Source organism: Brevibacterium antiquum CNRZ 918 (assembly GCF_900169145.1).
GTDB lineage: Bacteria > Actinomycetota > Actinomycetes > Actinomycetales > Brevibacteriaceae > Brevibacterium > Brevibacterium koreense.
This window is the reverse complement of record NZ_FXZD01000004.1, coordinates 247,670-265,725: the sequence shown is the minus strand read 5'-3', so window position 1 is coordinate 265,725 and position 18,056 is coordinate 247,670. Positions and strand designations below refer to the sequence as shown.

The 18,056-nt window shown below is 63.8% G+C and carries 15 protein-coding genes; all 15 read right to left on the bottom strand.

Going from position 1 to position 18,056, the window contains the following annotated elements; all coding sequences use genetic code 11:
• Window positions 1-4 precede the first annotated feature (4 nt).
• Entirely contained in the window at window positions 5-577 is a 573-nt protein-coding gene (locus tag BANT918_RS08085) for a hypothetical protein (protein WP_145996958.1), read from the bottom strand.
• A gap of 82 nt (window positions 578-659) precedes the next feature.
• The gene (miaB, locus tag BANT918_RS08080) at window positions 660-2,156 is read right to left on the bottom strand and encodes a tRNA (N6-isopentenyl adenosine(37)-C2)-methylthiotransferase MiaB (RefSeq protein ID WP_101619805.1); all 1,497 of its coding nucleotides are present in this window, start codon (window positions 2,154-2,156) and stop codon (window positions 660-662) included.
• 39 nt (window positions 2,157-2,195) lie between these two features.
• Window positions 2,196-2,945: a regulatory protein RecX gene (locus tag BANT918_RS08075; RefSeq protein WP_101619760.1), complete on the bottom strand. Its 750-nt coding sequence runs from the start codon at window positions 2,943-2,945 to the stop codon at window positions 2,196-2,198.
• Window positions 2,926-4,050, bottom strand: coding sequence for a recombinase RecA (gene recA / locus BANT918_RS08070; protein WP_101619759.1), 1,125 nt, complete (start codon window positions 4,048-4,050; stop codon window positions 2,926-2,928). Before recA ends, BANT918_RS08075 begins: the two co-directional genes overlap by 20 nt.
• 373 nt (window positions 4,051-4,423) lie before the next feature.
• The gene (locus BANT918_RS08065; protein ID WP_101619758.1) at window positions 4,424-4,651 is read right to left on the bottom strand and encodes a DUF3046 domain-containing protein; all 228 of its coding nucleotides are present in this window, start codon (window positions 4,649-4,651) and stop codon (window positions 4,424-4,426) included.
• Entirely contained in the window at window positions 4,651-4,980 is a 330-nt protein-coding gene (locus tag BANT918_RS08060; protein WP_101619757.1) for a helix-turn-helix domain-containing protein, read from the bottom strand. The genes BANT918_RS08065 and BANT918_RS08060 overlap by 1 nt, the downstream gene beginning before the upstream one ends.
• Before the next feature lie 196 nt (window positions 4,981-5,176).
• Window positions 5,177-5,701, bottom strand: a complete 525-nt coding sequence (locus BANT918_RS08055) for a CinA family protein (protein WP_233430398.1) — start codon at window positions 5,699-5,701, stop codon at window positions 5,177-5,179.
• A 4-nt stretch (window positions 5,702-5,705) separates the two neighbouring features.
• Window positions 5,706-6,380, bottom strand: coding sequence for a CDP-diacylglycerol--glycerol-3-phosphate 3-phosphatidyltransferase (gene pgsA, locus BANT918_RS08050; protein ID WP_101619755.1), 675 nt, complete (start codon window positions 6,378-6,380; stop codon window positions 5,706-5,708).
• 52 nt (window positions 6,381-6,432) lie between these two features.
• Complete coding sequence (locus BANT918_RS08045; protein ID WP_233430397.1) at window positions 6,433-9,372, bottom strand: DNA translocase FtsK; 2,940 nt, start codon at window positions 9,370-9,372, stop codon at window positions 6,433-6,435.
• A gap of 159 nt (window positions 9,373-9,531) precedes the next feature.
• Window positions 9,532-10,191: a response regulator gene (locus tag BANT918_RS08040; RefSeq protein WP_233430396.1), complete on the bottom strand. Its 660-nt coding sequence runs from the start codon at window positions 10,189-10,191 to the stop codon at window positions 9,532-9,534.
• Window positions 10,188-11,945, bottom strand: a complete 1,758-nt coding sequence (locus BANT918_RS08035; RefSeq protein ID WP_101619752.1) for a sensor histidine kinase — start codon at window positions 11,943-11,945, stop codon at window positions 10,188-10,190. Before BANT918_RS08035 ends, BANT918_RS08040 begins: the two co-directional genes overlap by 4 nt.
• A 93-nt stretch (window positions 11,946-12,038) precedes the next feature.
• Complete coding sequence (locus BANT918_RS08030) at window positions 12,039-13,511, bottom strand: (Fe-S)-binding protein (protein ID WP_208618054.1); 1,473 nt, start codon at window positions 13,509-13,511, stop codon at window positions 12,039-12,041.
• Window positions 13,511-14,662 (bottom strand): FAD-binding oxidoreductase, encoded by a 1,152-nt coding sequence (locus BANT918_RS08025; RefSeq protein ID WP_167389417.1) that lies wholly within the window; start codon window positions 14,660-14,662, stop codon window positions 13,511-13,513. The genes BANT918_RS08030 and BANT918_RS08025 overlap by 1 nt, the downstream gene beginning before the upstream one ends.
• Entirely contained in the window at window positions 14,659-16,119 is a 1,461-nt protein-coding gene (locus BANT918_RS08020) for an FAD-linked oxidase C-terminal domain-containing protein (protein WP_167389416.1), read from the bottom strand. Before BANT918_RS08020 ends, BANT918_RS08025 begins: the two co-directional genes overlap by 4 nt.
• 152 nt (window positions 16,120-16,271) lie before the next feature.
• On the bottom strand, window positions 16,272-17,876 hold the full coding sequence (gene aceB / locus BANT918_RS08015; RefSeq protein ID WP_101619749.1) for a malate synthase A: 1,605 nt from the start codon (window positions 17,874-17,876) through the stop codon (window positions 16,272-16,274).
• Window positions 17,877-18,056 lie beyond the last annotated feature (180 nt).

Genomic DNA, 18,056 nt, shown 5'->3' with positions numbered 1-18,056 from the left:
CATCTCAGTACGTCCCAGCCCCACACAGCGAACGCACGTCGTGAACCGCCTCATCGAAGGTGGTGGTGAACGAGTACTCGCTGATCCCCTGGGCCATCATGCATGTGACCGCGGCGTCGAGGAGTTCAAGATCGGCGTGAGCATCATCGCTGACGGCGATCGTCGCGGCCACTGCAGGGGCATCGCCGGCGGTGATTGCCTGGACGAGCTGCTCATCAACCTCTGCAGCACCTGGCACGGGGGCCAATGGTGCGTCTTCGGAGGCAGCGACAGACAGGTCGACGGGGATGAGCAGATGCTCACTGCTGCCCAGCGGTCCGACCTGGACTCCGGTGGCATGCGCATGCAGGAGCGCCACGCCGGTGGCCGGATGGGCAGATTCGCAGGCTGCACGGTCGAGCACGTCAAGCGCGGCCACCGCCTCAACCCATTCCTGGCCCTCAAGCAGTTCACCTGTTCGGGTATCGATGCCGCGATCGATCCCCAAGCCGCCGAGGCCGGCCAAAGGAGGCAGCTCACGCACCGGTAGGGCCCAGTTCGCGCGTGCTGCCAGTTGGGATTCGATCGACGCTCTCAACTCCGAAATCCTCGCACTCTCGGCCAGATTCACGTCGGCTACCAGGATCGGTGCTGCCGGGATGATCGCAAATGAGGGCATCTCAGCTGCGGGCGCGAATGGTCGGCATGCCCAGATTCGTGGAAGCGGTGCTCGACTGACCCTGTGTTGGTGCCCCGCAGCTCTCGGCCTGAGCACGATCATAGGCGTCGCCTGCTGATGAGGGACGAACTGCGTAGCCCGAATCGGCCAGGAGGAAGTAGGGCTTGGCCTCGGTCACGGTCGCAGTGACGAAGTCACCCGGACGCGGCATGTCCGCTCCTTCGGGGATGCCGACGTGGACGAGTCTGTTGTCCGCGGCACGGCCGCTGAGTCGTGGCGAGTCATCGTGCGGTCTGGTAGTGACGAGCACTTCGACCTCGCGCCCGATCTGTGCTGTGTTCTCCTCCCAGGAGATTTCATCCTGGAGGGCAGTCAACCGCTCGAAGCGTTCCTGCACGACGTGCTTGGGTACCTGATCGTCCATCGTGGCGGCGGGGGTGCCGGGTCGTATGGAGTATTGGAAGGTGAAGGCCTGCGAAAAACGCGCGCGTCGGACGATGTCCATGGTTCCCAGGAAGTCCTCTTCGGTCTCCCCGGGGAAACCGACGATGATGTCGGTGGTGATCGCTGCGTGCGGGATCTTCTCGCGCACGGAGTCGAGGATGCGCATGAATCTGCTGGTGCGGTAGGAGCGGCGCATCGATTTGAGGATCGAGTCGGACCCGGACTGCAGCGGCATGTGAAGCTGCGGCATCACGGTCGGTGTCTCTGCCATAGCATCGATCACGTCGTCGGAGAATGCAGCAGGATGCGGACTGGTGAAACGGACACGCTCGATGCCCTCCACCTTGCCTACGGCCCGCAGCAGTTTCGCGAATGCGCCCTTGTCTCGGAATTCTGCGCCGTAGGAGTTCACGTTCTGGCCCAGAAGCGTGACTTCGACGACTCCATCGGCGACGAGTGCCTCGACTTCTGCCAAGATGTCGCCGGGCCTGCGGTCTTTCTCCTTGCCGCGCAGGCTCGGAACGATGCAGAACGTGCAGGAGTTGTTGCATCCGACCGAGATCGACACCCACCCGGAATGCTGCGACTCGCGTCGGCTGGGCAGGGTCGACGGGAAGACGTCGAGACTCTCAAGGATCTCGACTTGGGCTTCCTGGTTGTGTCGGGCTCGTTCGAGCAGCGCTGGCAGTGAACCCATGTTGTGGGTGCCGAAGACAACGTCGACCCATGGGGCCTTCTTGACGATCGTGTCCCGATCCTTCTGTGCCATGCAGCCGCCGACTGCGATCTGGAAACCGGGGTTGCGTTCCTTGACGTGGGCCAGCTGACCCAGGTTTCCGTAGAGTCGATTGTCCGCATTTTCCCGCACCGCGCAGGTGTTGAAGACGATGACGTCGGCTTGGTCATCGGTGTTTGCAGGAACATAGCCCGCATCGTCGAGAAGTCCGGAGAGCCGTTCGGAGTCGTGGACATTCATCTGACAGCCGTAGGTCTTCACCTCGTAGCTGCGCGGTGATTTCTCGGTGGTGGCAGGTGCATCAATCAGTTCAGTCATGGCGGAACTATTGTAGCCGTTGTCTGTCATCGGCGATGCTCAGTCCTCGTCGAGGACTTCGCGTGTCACCTTGAGACAGACCGAGGATGCGAATCCGCGTCGGGCGAGCATCCCCAGGATTCGACGTTCGCGGACTTCGTAGTCGAGTCCGCGCGTCGATGCGGCCTTCTTCTCGGCAACTTGACGGGCGAGGTCATCTTCCCCGTCCACGTCTTCGACGGCGCCGGAGACGATCTCGGCGGCCAACCCCTTCTTGCTCAGTTCTCGTTTGAGAGCGGTTCGAGACAGTTTTCTTCGCTCCCTGTGAGCGCGCACGTAGCGGTGAGCGAATTCCTCGTCATCAAGGAGCCGGGACTTCTGCAGTTTGGCAATGAGTTCGTCGACTGCTTCGGGCAGAAAGTCGCGCTTGAGCAGTTTGTCCCGCAGTTCGCCGCTGGCATGGTCACGCATGGCCAGCATGTTCATGGCCGTCTTCTTCGCCTTCGCATAGGAGGCATCGAAGTCCTCCGGCCCATCACCATCGTCATCGAACGACAGCGCGTCGGCGAACGAGGGAACGTCCTTCGCTGATGCGAGATCCGGGGCCACCGGAGATTCCGGGGCCGAGGTGGTTTCGCCGAAGTACTCGGACTCCCCCTCGGCATGACGTTGGTCGATCTCGGTGATGGCCTCGCGCAGTTTGGCCAGCTTTGTGGTCGGCGCAGATGATCTCGCCGAGTCGCCCACGCGGGGTCTCGACTCGGCGAGATCGCTGTCGCGATCGATCGGGTCAGGAGACTTCGACGTCATCCGATTTCGAGCTCTCTGCTGCAGTGTCTTCAGCCTGGTCGGCTCCGGCCTCGGCCTCGGCCTCGGGTTCGGGCTCGTCGACCTTGATCAGACCCATCTTGTGTTTGATCTTGAGTTCGATCTCTTCCGCAAGTCCCGGATTGTCGCGCAGGAAGTTACGAACATTCTCCTTGCCCTGACCGAGCTGATCACCGTCGTAGGTGAACCAGGACCCGGATTTGCGGACGATTCCGTTCTCCACACCCATATCGATGAGGCTGCCTTCACGGGAGATCCCTTGACCGTAGATGATGTCGAATTCGGCCTGTTTGAATGGTGGAGCGATTTTGTTCTTGACGATCTTGGCGCGGGTACGGTTGCCCACCGCGTCCTGGCCCTCTTTCAGAGTCTCGATGCGTCGCACATCGATGCGCACGGAGGCGTAGAACTTCAGAGCCTTACCACCGGAGGTGGTCTCTGGTGAGCCGAAGAAGACGCCGACCTTCTCACGCAGCTGGTTGATGAAGATTGCGGTGGTCTTCGACTGGGACAGTGCACCAGCGATCTTGCGCAGTGCCTGCGACATCAGTCGCGCCTGGAGACCCACGTGGCTGTCGCCCATCTCGCCTTCGATCTCGGCCTTCGGCACAAGTGCCGCGACGGAGTCGATGACGATGACGTCGAGTGCTCCGGAACGGATGAGCATGTCGGCGATCTCGAGCGCCTGCTCACCGGTGTCCGGCTGAGACACGAGCAGCTGGTCGGTGTCGACGCCGAGCTTCTTCGCGTATTCCGGGTCAAGGGCGTGCTCAGCATCGATGAATGCCGCGATTCCGCCCGTCTTCTGTGCATTGGCGACAGCGTGCAGTGCCACTGTGGTCTTACCCGAGGATTCCGGGCCGTAGATCTCGACGACACGACCGCGTGGGAGGCCGCCGATGCCCAAAGCGATGTCGAGTGCGATGGAACCGGTGGGAATGCAGGCGATCGGTTCACGGACCCCTTCACCCAGACGCATGATCGCGCCCTTGCCGTAGTTGCGGTCGATCTGGCCCAGCGCGGCGTCAAGCGCCTTCGACTTATCTCCGCCGGTTGGGATCTGCAGGTTCTTCGGTGTACGAGCCATGGTCTCTCCTAAAAATTTCGTTTCCCGTTGAGACCAAGGCTAGAAGGTGGCACTGACATAACAACAGAGGAACGAATTCCCCCGTGGATAATCAGCCACTCATGGTCACAGGTCCCGTGATTCATTACCAGCATAACCGACATGGGAACAAGTGTTCTATATGTCGGAGCGTGTCGCACTATTTTGTATCCGAGGCTTCTCCACCGCATGGAAGACGATCCCTGTGCGTTCGAGTGATTGCCTCGTGCAAGCGATCCGCCATCAGCAATGGCTTCGTCACCGCGCAGCTGCGATCTCGCAACGACAGGGGCCAGGGAGTGAGTCAGCACGAGGCAGGATGTCTGAGACGACAGACAGTCCGGGAAGGACTGCCCTAGAAGGGACGTGAGCGCGGTTTTTCTTTACCCAACCGGTGTGATTCGGGCACGCCCGAGGCATCACATACTGCAATCCAGATGTCGCGGGGTTCGATGCCTGCGCGGAACGCCTCTTCGGCGGTTCGGGAGCCCAGGCTGCTGAGCGCAAGGTCGGTGTGCAGCGATGCAGCACGAGCCTCCCCGAATTCCTCATTCATCAGGACCCAGTAGAGGGTGTGACGCATTACGGTTTGGCTGCCAGTCGTGGCACCGGGTATCCGCCGGGGCGACCGAGGATCGTATCGGAGAGTTCCTGTGGAATGGTGTCGGGGATTTCGACGCCCTCTTCGAGTGCGAAACGACCGGAGACCGATGACAGCAGAGCCGACAACGGCAGGTCGAGAGCTTCACAGATCGCGGAGAGGAGCTCCGAGGAGGCTTCCTTCTGTCCGCGTTCGATCTCGCTGAGGTACCCCAGCGATACGCTGGCTCCTGTGGAGACATCGCGCAGGGTCCGCCCCTGGCGCCGACGAACGGAACGCAGTGCGTCACCGATTTCAACTCTCAGTAACATTGTGCGTCCCTCCCCTTGTCTCCGCGAGCAGTCCTGATGATGTACTCGACTTTACAGCCCGGTCGCTGCCGAGCGCCAACCTGGGTGCGTGACCTGATGGTTTTGCCAGTCCATTCGAAGGTACTGGTGCATATTCGTCCAAGTGCCATTACCTGTTCAACTGCGCCGAGGCTGAACTTATTCCACGACTGCGCGATCATGATCGGTCGTGGGCGTCCGCCGCCGGCCCGAACGCCAATTGCGTGACGAAGTCATCGAGATCTGCCACCATGGCCGCAACTGTCAGGCTGCGAACCGTGTCTCGGCCCCCGGCGAAATGATGCTCGCTGACCTGTGCCTTTCCGGCGAAGGCGATGGCAGTGTAGACGAGTCCGACCGGCTTGCCATCCTGCGGTTCGGGCCCGGCTACACCAGTGCAGGCGACACCGATGTCGGCGACACACTCTCTGGCTGCGCCGGCCGCCATCTGCGCGGCGACAACCTCATCAATGGGGCCTTTGTCTTCGAGTTGATCGGCGTCGACCCCGGCCAGACTCGCCTTGAGGTCGGTGGCATAGGTGATGAGTCCGCCGCGCACCACAGCGGAGGCGCCCGGGACGTCGACGAGCGTTGCCACGAAACGGCCGCCGGTCAGCGATTCCGCCGCAGCGACCGAGAGTCCCACCTGCGTACAAGTGGCGATGAGGTGCTGACTTCGGGAGAAGAGCTCGGTGTCGTTCACAGGCTCACTTCGGGTTCGTACCGGCGGGATCATCGCCTGCAGCCGCGTTGCCCCCACGTGAGTCCTTGGCGAGTTTCGCGGCTTGGAGACAGTAGTCGATTCCAGTCACGACGGTCACGACGATCGCCGCGACCATGACCAGCCAGGCCAGGATCAACAAGGCGAATGTCACGCCCTCGGGTACGAATTGCGCCACGGGGCGCAGCAGGAGGAAGAGTCCGATGGCGACGGTCTGGAGCACCGTTTTGATCTTGCCGCCTCTGGACGCGGGCATGACGGCGATGCGGATCATGAAGAAGCGCAGCACGGTGATGCCCAGTTCCCGGATGAGGATGATGATGGGAACCCACCAGGGAATCTCCGCGATCGCGGCCAGGCCGATGAGTGCCGCCGCCATGAGAGATTTGTCGGCGATCGGGTCGGCGATCTTGCCGAAGTTCGTGACGAGGTTGTATTTGCGTGCCAGATCTCCGTCGATCTTGTCAGTGGCCATCGCCAGCAGGAAGACGACCAGCGCCCACCACCGCATGCTCGTGTCCTGGCCTGCATCGGCCAGGAGAAGGACGAGGAAGACGGGTACGAGCAGGATCCGCAGTACGGTCAGGGCATTGGGAACATTCCACGGGCTGGGCTCTGCCGGTGCGTGTCCCGGGGCGCTGTTCTCTGGTCGATCATTCACAGACTAACCCTATCGGAGTGACATGTGAATGGTGTGGAGCCGACCGCTCGTTTCAGCGACCTGTCAGTGACCAAGCGTCCTCACCGCTGGTCTCGACGACTTCCAATCCTGTCTCGGGGTCGACCTCGCCGACATGCAGGTCGCCGGCATGTCCGACTCCTGTCGCGTAACGATCGTTGGCACCGGAACCTGATGACGCCGCCGGTGAGCTCGCCCCCGAGTCTCCGAAGTCGTCGAATTTCTCGTCGTAGTCTGCGGCCGCCGACTGCCCGTTCGCACCATGCGTTCGGTTGCTCGCACCAGAGCCGTAGCCGGAGCCGTCGCCGTCCGCACCGCCGTCGCCGCCTGTCGCCGGGTTCGGTTCCTCATCCGGAGGGGTCTCGCCCTTGATAATCGCCAGTGTTCCCGGCAGATCCTCGGGCCGGACGAGGACGTCGCGGGCCTTCGACCCCTCGGAGGGTCCGACGATTCCGCGTGATTCCATGAGGTCCATGAGGCGCCCGGCCTTGGCGAAGCCGACGCGCAGTTTGCGCTGCAGCATCGAGGTCGAGCCGAACTGTGTGGTCACAACCTGCTCGGCCGCCTGAAGCAGCAGTTCGAGGTCGTCGCCGATCTCCTCGTCGATCTGCTTCGTCGGCTTCTCGACCGCAACGTCTTCACGGTAGTTCGGTTTGAGTTCGCCCTTGACATGGTTGACGACCTTTTCGATCTCCGACTCATTGACCCAGGCACCCTGGACACGCATCGGCTTGGCGGCACCCATGGGCAGGAACAGTGCGTCGCCCTGTCCGATGAGCTTCTCCGCACCTGGCTGGTCGAGCACGACGCGGGAGTCAGCCAGGGATGAGGTCGCGAATGCCAGACGTGAGGGCACGTTGGCCTTGATGAGGCCGGTGACGACGTCGACGCTGGGTCGCTGTGTGGCCAGGACCAGGTGGATGCCGGCCGCACGCGCCAGCTGGGTGATGCGCTGAATCGAGGCTTCGACGTCGCGTGGGGCGACCATCATCAGGTCGGCGAGCTCGTCGACGACGACCAGCAGGTAGGGGTAGGGCTGGAGCACCCGTTCCGATCCTGCGGGAACTTCGACGCGGCCCTCTCGGACGGCCTTGTTGAATTCGTTGATGTGTTTGAACCCGAAGTTCGCGAGGTCGTCGTAGCGAGCGTCCATTTCGCGCACGACCCATTCGAGCGCCTCGGCGGCCTTCTTGGGGTTCGTGATGATCGGGGTGATGAGGTGTGGGATGCCCTCGTAGATCGTGAGCTCCACGCGCTTGGGGTCGACGAGGATCATGCGCACCTCGTCGGGGGTCGCACGCATCATGATCGAGGTGATCATGGAGTTCACGAAGCTCGACTTACCGGCACCGGTGGCACCGGCGACAAGCAGGTGAGGCATCTTCGACAGGTCGGCGACGACGAAGCCGCCTTCGACGTCCTTGCCCACGCCCATGACCAGTGAGTTCTCGGTCTTGCGGGCGGCCTTCGAGCGCAGCACATCGCCGAGGGCGACGTTCTCACGGTCGGAGTTGGGGATCTCGATGCCGATCGCCTTCTTGCCGGGAATCGGCGAGAGGATACGGACATCGGCGCTGGCCACCGCGTAGGCGATGTTCTTCGACAGCGCCGTGACCTTCTCGACCTTGGTGCCCGCGCCGAGTTCGACCTCGTAGCGGGTGACCGTGGGGCCGCGGGAGAATCCGGTGACCGCCGCGTCGATCTTGAACTGCTCGAGAACGTCGCGCAGTGCTTCGACGACGCGGTCGTTGGCCTCGGACCGCTCCTTCGCAGGAGGTCCGGGCAGGAGGTTGTCCGATGCCGGCAGGGTGTAGGTGACGTCGCCGGCCAGGGTGAGCTGCTCGACGCGTTCGGGCAGCTGTTCCGTGGGTGGGGGTGCCGGGTTGTTCGTCAACGGCACCGGCGCCGAGGTGTCGCCTGGCGTGGTCTTGTTCGCCACCATGGCAGCGTCATCGTCCATGCCGATGGTCTTCTTCAGCGCGGCAGTTTCACGCTCAGCCTTCGTCGGGCGACGTTCACCGGGCTTGAACTGCGGCCGCTCGATGACCGTGGTGTCAGCATCTTCGTCGCTGACGTCGTCTTCGTGGATGTAGGCCTTGTCGTAGGCCTTGGTCGCAGTGTCATCGTCGGCCGAGATCGGTGCATCGGCATCGGGGACCTCGGTCTTCTTCTTCCGGCTCCGACGCTTGGTCCCCATGACGGGCTTGAGGGTGGAGGTGCGCGCATTGTCGGCGACCAGGTCGGTCCGGTTGCCGTCGGCGTCCACCTCGGCGGACTTCTCCGGGCGCGCTCCCCCGGTCAGACGCAGGTAGAGGGCTGTCAGACGTTGGGGAATCGATCGCACTGGTGTCGCGGTGATGACCAGGACCGAGAAGAGTCCGAGCAGGATCAGCAGCGGCACCGCCACATAGTTGGTGGTCGCCACGACGAGGGGCGAAGAGATGACGAATCCGAGCGCGCCGCCGCCGTTGGCCATGGCCTCACTGGAGTTGGTGAATGTTGGGTTGCCTGCGGCGATGTGGGCCAGGCTCGAGGCGGAGAGAAGCAAGAAGATGATGCCGATGAGGATCCGGTTGTTGCCCCTGTTGTCGTCACCTTTGAGGAACAGTCGGATCGCATAGCCGGTGAAGATCACCGGCAGGGCCAGGGCCACTCGGCCGAAGGTGCCTTCGACGACGCCTCGGACGGCTTCGCTGATCGCACCGGGAATGTTCCACCATTCGAAGGCCGCAATGACGATGGAGAGACCGATCAGGAAGAAGGCAGTGCCGTCTCGCTTCGTCGGTGAATCACTCGGTTCGTCACTGAGGATCTTTCGCGCACGGTTTCCGGCCATGTGGGACACTCCCCTCCACGCACCGGTGACAACGTTTGTCCCGGGGTCCTTGGTCCCCGCTTGCCCGGTCCGACCAGCAGTTTTGCGCGCTGAGCCTTTTCCGGTACCAGAAGCGGGGGAAGTCGTTCTGGTCGCCATGCTTCTCATCTTAGGGTGATTTTGCGCGCCTGCCCAGTAAATCCGCAGGGTTCGGCGCGCCGAACGGACCGGCGAGGGCCAGTTCACGAGGGCGTGTCGGGCTGAAGACAATGGTGAGATCGGCAACCAATACCTGAGACCACCACGAGCATCGTGGGTTCAGCCCACCCCATAGAGGTGTTCGGGCCGGCCGGTGCTTCCGTACTGGAGTGAGACGGTGACGGCTCGGGACTCGGCCAGCCTGGCCAGGTGGCGCTGAGCTGTCGCGCGGGAGGCGCCGACGACATCGGAGACCTCCGTGGCCGTCAGCGCACGATCCGCACCTTGAAGCGCCTCAAGGATCCGACCGCTGGTCGACGAGCCCGATCCCCGGGCCGGGGCGCTCCCGGGCGAAGAGACGTCATGCAGACTGCGCAGCTGACGTTCGAGTTCCGGCTGGCTCACCTTCTCGCGTTCCCAGTAACGCCGGAAGCGGGCATAGCGCCGAAGGAAGTCCTGCAGCTCCTTCGCAGCGAAGGGTTTGAGAATATAGGTCATCGCTCCCGCCCGCAGAGCCGAGCGCACCACGTCGGGATCGGCCACCGCCGAAAGCACGATGGCATCGACATCACTCTCACGAATCAGGTCAACACCATTGCCTTCGGGCAGAACGTAGTCGACCAACAACAGGTCCACGTCTTCTTCGGCGATGATCGTGCGTGCGGTGCGGAGATCTCTGACCGGTTCCAGAGCGTGGAATCCCGCAACCTCGTTGACGTACCGGCAGTGGATCTGCCCCACATAGAAGTCGTCGTCGAGAACCAGAACGTTGACCATCATCTCTCCTTGTCGTCCGCGTCGTCGCTGAGCACATCGGGCAGGCGCATGGCGAAGCCGGCACCGCCGAGCTGAGGATCGTGACCTGCCAGCAGCCACACCCTGCCGCCGTGTCGCCGTGCAGTCCTTCGGCACAGAACCAGGCCGATGCCGTGGCCATGCTCCGGGCCATGGCCATGCTCGGGATCGAGGCCATCGGCGCTGCTGATCCCCTCGTCGAAGACGGACGGCGCATCCTCATCCTCCACTCCCCCACCGGAGTCTGTGACAACGGCATGCAGCTCCGGACCCGAACCCAGCAGCGTCACCTCGACTCTGCCGAACACCTCGTCGGTCCGAGCGGCACTCTCAGCACCGCTGCCGCTTGCATTCATCACCACTGCACGCACCGCATTGTCGATGAGGTTGCCGAGGATGAGTGTGACGTCCTCGGGCTCCTTCACCCGGCCCAGCACCAGGGAATCCGCGGTGACGGCAAGGGCCACACCCACCTCGGCGGCGGTGGTCCCCTTCGCTTCGAGCAGGGCAGAAAGATATGGGTCGGTGATCACCTCGATGCCTTCGACGGGCGTCGCGATCGGTCCGGTCCGCAGAATTGTGGCCAGGTAGTTCCGTGCCTCCTCGGTGGCCCCCGTATCGACGAGGCCGAGGACCGTGTGCAGACGGTTGGCGAATTCGTGGCGCTGGGTGCGCAGGGCACGCGCCATCGACGTCACCGATTCGAGCTGTCGTGCCATGGTCAGCACCTGGGTCTCATCGCGCAGGGTGACGACTCCGCCGACCGAGACTCCATCACGACTCACACGAACAGCGGTGGCCAACAGGATCCGATCGCCGACGTTGACTCGCCGCCGGAGGGCACCGTGATCGGGGGCCTGAAGCATCATGCTGCGGATCACCTCGGGCACATCCGCGCGTGAGCTGGTCGAGGTGTCCTCCGGCACCGAAACCGTCGTGTCCCTGCCGGTATCGACATGGGCGATCCCCAGCAGCTGCTCCGCCGTGGAGTTGCTCAGGGTCGGGACTCCGGAGGAGCTGAAGGCCAGAACACCGTCGTCGAGGCCGCGGAGGACCGCACCCTGATCACGTGCCATCTCCGCCAGCTCCTCGGGACCCACGCCCAGAGTCTCGCGGCGCAGCCTGCGTCCCAGAGCGAGCGAGGCGATCACACCGATGACCAGGGCGAAGACGGCGACAGAGCCGAGGGCGAGGAATTCACGTCGCAGGTCCGCGTCGAGCACCGAAGCGTGGATGCCCACGGAGACCTCCCCGACGACGGTCTCGTCATCAGCGGCGGAATAGATCGGCACCTTGGCGCGCACCGTCTCTCCCAGAGTGCCTCTCTCATGCGTCACGGACTCTCTGCCGGCCAGTGCCTCATCCGGGGAGGTGGATACCCGTCTGCCGATGTTGTCCCGGTTCGGGTGGGTCAGGCGGATGCCCCGGTCGTCGGTGATGACCGCGAACTCAATGCCCGAGGAGCTGCGCAGGTTGCCGGTGATCTCAAGCAGCGCAGAGGTGATCGCATCGTCGGCCTCCCCCGCAGGTTCGGCCGAGGCCTGGGTGGCGCCCTTCCTCACCTCAGGATCGATCGCCAGCGTACGTGCTGTCGCCAGAGCCTTGGTCTCGGTGACCTCGGTGACCGAGCGGGCACCCATCCAGGCGAAGACCCCCGTCACCAGCGCCAGAGTCACCACGATGACCGCGAGCTGACTGAGCAGCACACGGCGGGAGAACGATCGGGTCGGGCGTGGCACCGGCTCACACTATCCAGGCATGAGCGAAATGCGCAAAAGGCGCCGAGGCGGCAATGACGTCGGGCATGGGCCACGACACCTTCTGCCGCAACCTCACCTGGCCAGCAGCAGCTCGGCACCCGCACCGGTGAGTGAGGCATCGAGGAGTTCGATCGTGTGTGCGCTCGGCAGGGTCGCCTCTCCCCGCCTGCGGAGTGCATCAGTGACCTGCAGCAGACAACCCGGGTTGCCGGTGACGACGATGTCGGCTCCGGTGGCGGCGATGTTCGTGGCCTTCTTGTCCCCCAGCTCGCGGGCTGCCTCCGGGCGCACCAGATTGTAGATGCCGGCCGAGCCGCAGCAGGTGTCGGCGTCCTTGATCGCAGCCAGCTCCACCCCGGGGATCTGACCCAGCAGTTCACGTGGCGGATTGCGCACTCCTTGGGCATGGGAAAGGTGGCAGGCGTCGTGGTAGGCCACGCGCAGCCCACCGTTGGCCACCGGATGCCGAGGAGCACTGGGTCCGAGTTCGACGAGGATCTCGGTCACGTCTCTGACCTTGTCCGCCAACACCTTTGCGCGCTCGGCATAGGCGGGATCATCGGCAAGGATGTCGGCGTACTCCTTCATCGTCGATCCGCAGCCAGCGGAGTTGACGACCAGATAGTCGACCTCGGCGAGGGTGAAAGTGTCCACGATTTTTCGTGCGAAGTCCTCACCCTCCTCACTGCGCCCGGCGTGGACCGACAGAGCACCGCAGCATCCCTGTGACTGGGGCACCACGACCTCGCAGCCTTCCATATTGAGCACGCGCACCGTCGCGGCGTTGACCTGGGGGTAGAAGGTTCGCTGCACACATCCCAGCAGCATCCCCACTCGCGACCTGACCGGCAGGCTGTCGCCTTCGGCGCTGCGTGGCGGGTTCGACGCTGGAATGGTGACTCGCTTGGTCACCGGCGGTGCGATGGCCTCCATCGTGGCCAGGGTCGGTGAGAGCTTCTCGAGGATCTTGGACTTGCGGATGAGCGAGGACAGTCCCGTCCGCTGGTAGGCCTTGAGCGGTGCCAGCAGGGTGGCCAGACGGCCCGGGTATGGGAACAGTTGGAAGATCGCGGCCCGCAGCGCCACCTCGGCGCGGCTGCGATGCTCTTTTCCGTTGCGCTCGACCTGTCCGCGGGTGGCTTCGATGAGCTTGTCGTACTGAACTCCCGACGGGCAGGCGGTGACACAGGCCATGCAGCCCAGGCAGGCGTCGAAGTGTTCGACCATGGATGCGCTCATCGGCCCGTTCTCCAGACCCTCCTGCATGAGGTAGATGCGTCCGCGCGGTGAGTCCTCCTCGTTTCCCCACAGTTGGTAGGTGGGACAGGCGGGAAGGCAGAAGCCGCAGTGGACGCAGTCGGCGATGAGGCTCGGATCCGGCGGGTTGAAGACATCGAAGGCCGAATGGTCCAAGGTCGGCGGCGCCATTTCCATCGTGGCATGACCCGCGGTGGCCATCGTCGCCTCCAGAGATGTCGGCCCGGTCCCTTCGCTTGGCGTTCCGCCGCCCTGGCAGCCTCCTGCGCCACCGCAATCGCATGACATCACAGTCCTCCTATTCCACGTCCGGGTGAGAGCAGACCGTCGGGATCGAACCGGTCCTTGATGGTGGCCATGAGGCCGAACCCGGGGATGTCACCCCAGGCATCGACGTCGCCCCACACCGAGGCGGGGGCACACAGAACGGTCGCGCTCAGCTGCTTCTGGCCCCATGAGCGCAGGTGTTCGAGAACCACTCGGGTCGCGATCGTGGGATCCGAGTCAAGGGCACCGATGCCAAGATCGAAGACCCCCATGGCGGACCCGCGCAGTTGGATCGGATGGCCGATGGCGTCTTCGAGGCGCGAGATTTCGGCAACCAGCTGCGGGACCAGTGCCGGTGAGACTGCAGTCCGGATGGTCACCGGTGCCTGGGCTCGCCGTGACCACCAGCTGGGGCGGACACTGTGCGCCGCCCCGGGGAAGGTGTCGACGATGGTGCCGGTTCGGGACTCGACCGATTCCGGGAGTCCGTCGACCATGACCACGGTCGAGGCCTGCTCACCCGGTGAACGGTTGATCTCGACGGCCGCCGGAGCCACCTGGGAGCCGATGGCCCAGAGGGCGGAATCGGCGCCCGGGATCTCGACGAATCCCTGGGCCTGGGGTTTCGGGTACAGCCGGAGTGCGGCGCTGGTGATGATCCCCAACGTCCCCCAGGACCCGGTCATGAGCTTGGCGAGGTCGTAGCCCGCGACGTTCTTCACGACCTTGCCTCCGGCCTTCGCGATCGTGCCGTCGGCGAGGACGACGGTGACCCCGAGGACGACCTCACGCAGCGGCAGGCGGCCGATGCGCCGCGGGCCCACGGCGCGGGTGGCGATGGCTCCGCCCAAGGTTGAGCCGGAGTCGGTGCGATCGGCAGGAAAGTCCGGGAGGAGCTCCTGGTCTCCGGTGTCGGCGACACGGTTCAGTTCGGAGATCGTGGTTCCTGCCTCGGCCACGACGATGAGGTCGCCGGGAGAGTGTTCGGTGACCTGGTTGAGCCCGCCCATGTCGATGAGGAGGCCAGGGGTGTGCCCCGGCGGGTGATCATCGAGCGCGGTCCCACCACCGAAGACGGCGATGGTGCGTGAGTCGCGGTGCGCGCGGGAGACGAGTTCGGACAGTTCTTCGACACTGTCTGGTCGGGCGATCCTGGGAAGTTCCTGCGTCAAAACAGCTCCGCCTTTCCTGCTGCTTGGAGTGGGTGCTCCCCCGAAGTTCGCCGAGGCGGTTCCCCGCACAGCCGTGGTGTCGGGAAGATCTTTCCCGGGTTGGACAGATAGTCCGGGTCGAACGCGCAGCGCAGAATCTGCATCGTGTCCAAGTCCTCATGCGTGAACATGCGCGGCATGAATTTGGCTTTGTCGGATCCGACCCCATGCTCCCCGGTGATCGAACCACCTTCACTCAGGCACAGGTCGAGGATCCGACCCGAGGCGGTCTCCGCCAATTCGGTCTGGCCCTCGACACTGCCGTCGAAGAGCACAAGCGGATGCAGATTGCCGTCTCCGGCGTGGAAAACGTTGGCGACTCGCACGCCGCATTCCTCCGCGATCGTCGAGATCGAAGCCAGCACGGGCCCGAGCCGAGACCGTGGGATCACTCCGTCCTGGACGATGTAGTCGGGGCTGATCCGGCCGACGGCAGCGAAGGCCGATTTCCGGCCCTTCCAGATCAGACCGCGTTCGACATCGTCGACGGCGACGCGAACCTCACCAGCACCGTGGTCCTTCGCCCGGGCGATGACCGTCTCCCGCTCGAGATCGACGTCAATGGCCGGCCCATCGAGTTCGACGACGAGGACGGCACCGGCACCGTCGGGATAGTTGCAGGCCACGGCCTTCTCTGCGGCCTCGATGGCCAGCGCGTCCATCATCTCGATGGCGGCGGGCATGATTCCCGCAGAGATGATGTCACTGACCGCCTCCCCCGCCGCATCGGTCGACTCGAACCCGATGAGCAGCGTCTCCACGGCTTCGGGCAGCCGGGTCAGCCGCACGGTCACCTCGGTGACGATGCCAAGAGTCCCTTCGGATCCGCAGAGCACGCCGAGGAGGTCGTAGCCGGGGTATTCGGGAGCCTGTCCCCCGATCTCGACGATGTCACCCTGGGCGGTGACGAGGGTGAGACCGGTGACGTGATTGGTGGTGAACCCGTATTTCAGGCAGTGGGCACCGCCGGAGTTCTCAGCGACATTCCCGCCGATCGAGCACACGCTCTGACTCGAGGGGTCCGGGGCGAAGTAGTAGCCGTGCGGGTTGGCCTCATCGGAGAGCGTGAGGTTGATGACCCCTGGCTGCACGATCGCGCGCTGGGCCAGCGGGTCGATGTCGAGGATGTCTCGCATCGTCGACATGACGATGAGCACACCCTCTGCGTGCGGTTGGGCCCCACCGGAGAGCCCGGTGCCCGAACCGCGGGCGACGAAGGGGACGTCGAACTCATGGCAGGCACGCACGGTCAGGGCCACCTCGGCGGTGGAGGTGACGCGGATGACCAGCGCTGGGACGGTTCTGTGCACGGCCAGACCGTCGCACTCATACGTTTTGCGTTCGTTCTCGTCGGTGACGATCGCCTTTGGTGGCAAATGTGGTTCGATCCGTGTGAGAACCGAGTCGATTCTGCTCATGCCCACTCCCGCTTCCCTGCGTCAATGATGTCGAGCTTAGCGAAGAACGCCGCCGAAAATGTGGACTTAGACACATTTTCGACGGCGTTCTTACGTGGTGAGACTCCTGAACCGTGCAGGCTCAGGACCATGCGGGCTCAGGGCATGCGGGCTCAGGGCATGCGGGCGTAGGCCGGCAGTGTCAGGAAGTCGACGTACTCATCGGCGACGGCCACGGACAGGAACGTGTCAGTGGCATCCTTCCAGTCCGACTCCTCGCCCGGGAGCTTCGCAACCTCTTCGGTCACGACCTGGCGCACGAAATCAGCGGTGACGGTGACTCCGGTGTCGAGTTCGACTCCCGCGTCCATCCACTGCCAGACCTGGGAGCGTGAGATCTCCGCGGTCGCGGCGTCCTCCATGAGTCCGTTGATGGCCACAGCACCATTGCCTTCGAGCCAGGCGCGCAGGTACTGGATGCCCACTGAGACATTGGTCCGCAGACCCTTCTCCGTGCTCGACCCCGGGGTCGACTTCACGTCGAGGAGCTCAGCGGCGGACACGGAGACGTCATCGCGCTTGTTCTCAATCTGGTTCGCGTTGTCTCCCAGCGTCTCGGTGAAGACCTCCTTGCACAGGGCGACCATGCCGGGGTGAGCCACCCAGGAACCGTCGAAGCCCTTGCCGGCCTCGCGGGACTTGTCCTCGCGGACCTTGTTGAAAGCGGCTTCGTTCTCGTCAGGATCCTTCGAGGGAACGAAGGCGGACATGCCGCCGATCGCGTGTGCGCCGCGCTTGTGGCAGGTGTGCACGAGGAGCTCGGTGTAGGCGCGCATGAACGGCACCGTCATCGTGACATCCGAGCGGTCGGGCAGCAGGAAGTCGGAGCCGCGGGCGCGGAAGTTCTTGATTACGGAGAAGATGTAGTCCCAGCGGCCGGCGTTGAGTCCCGAGGAGTGCTCACGCAGTTCGTAGAGGATCTCCTCCATCTCGAAGGCCGCGGGGTAGGTTTCGATGAGCACGGTGGCACGGATGGTGCCCCGCGCCAGGTCGAAGGAGTCCTCGGCATGGTCGAAGACCTGGTTCCACAGGCGCGCCTCGAGGTGGGACTCCATCTTCGGCAGGTAGAAGTAGGGGCCCTTGCCCTTCTCGATCTGGAGCTGCCCGGCGGTGGCGAAGTAGAGCGCGAAATCCACGAGGGAACCCGAGGACTCCTCACCGTCGACGAGGATGTGCTTCTCTGGCATGTGCCAGCCGCGGGGGCGGACGACGATGGTCGGCAGCTCCTCGTCGGGAGCCAGGGTGTAGGACTTGCCCTCAGGTGAGGTGAAGTCGATCTCACGGTTCAACGAGTCAAGCAGGTTGACCTGTCCGCCGATGACCGAGCCCCACTCCGGGGTGTTCGCATCCTCCTGGTCGGCCAGCCACACCTTGGCCCCGGAGTTCAGGGCATTGATCGTCATCTTCTTGTACGTCGGCCCGGTCATCTCCACGCGCCGGTCCTCGAGGCCCGGTGCCGGCGGTGCGACCTGCCAGCTGGGATCATTGCGGATCTCGGCGGTCTCGGGGAGGAAGTCGAGGTCGGCGCCGGCGGCAATCTGAGCCTGGCGCTCCTTGCGGGCCTCCAGCCGTTCGAGGCGGTCCCCATTGAACTTCCGGTTCAGCTCGACGATGAGTTCGAGGGCCTTCGGGGTGAGCACCTTCTCTGCCCCGTCCGGCAGTTCGCCGGTGATCTCCATGCCTGCTGGAATGTCCAGATTCTCAATATGAGCAGTCATCGGTCGTTCTCCTTAGTCGGCACATTCACTAGTGCATCGCTTGTCGCTGGCAACGGGGTTTAGCCTGCGAAACTTTCACATCGTGAAATCTATTGTTCACACACCGAAAAGAATAGGAGGTGATGCACATCTCGTCAAACGCTTCCCTCGAGGTGAGACGCAGGATTCCCTTGACGGTAC

Coding starts and splice junctions, on each gene's coding strand:
- miaB (WP_101619805.1), bottom strand. CDS start 2,156: ATGACTGAACTGATTGATGCACCTGCCACCACCGAGAAATCACCGCGC.
- BANT918_RS08020 (WP_167389416.1), bottom strand. CDS start 16,119: ATGAGCAGAATCGACTCGGTTCTCACACGGATCGAACCACATTTGCCA.
- BANT918_RS08075 (WP_101619760.1), bottom strand. CDS start 2,945: ATGACGTCGAAGTCTCCTGACCCGATCGATCGCGACAGCGATCTCGCC.
- BANT918_RS08045 (WP_233430397.1), bottom strand. CDS start 9,372: ATGGCGACCAGAACGACTTCCCCCGCTTCTGGTACCGGAAAAGGCTCA.
- BANT918_RS08060 (WP_101619757.1), bottom strand. CDS start 4,980: ATGTTACTGAGAGTTGAAATCGGTGACGCACTGCGTTCCGTTCGTCGG.
- aceB (WP_101619749.1), bottom strand. CDS start 17,876: ATGACTGCTCATATTGAGAATCTGGACATTCCAGCAGGCATGGAGATC.
- BANT918_RS08030 (WP_208618054.1), bottom strand. CDS start 13,511: ATGTCATGCGATTGCGGTGGCGCAGGAGGCTGCCAGGGCGGCGGAACG.
- recA (WP_101619759.1), bottom strand. CDS start 4,050: ATGGCTCGTACACCGAAGAACCTGCAGATCCCAACCGGCGGAGATAAG.
- BANT918_RS08040 (WP_233430396.1), bottom strand. CDS start 10,191: ATGATGGTCAACGTTCTGGTTCTCGACGACGACTTCTATGTGGGGCAG.
- BANT918_RS08065 (WP_101619758.1), bottom strand. CDS start 4,651: ATGCGTCACACCCTCTACTGGGTCCTGATGAATGAGGAATTCGGGGAG.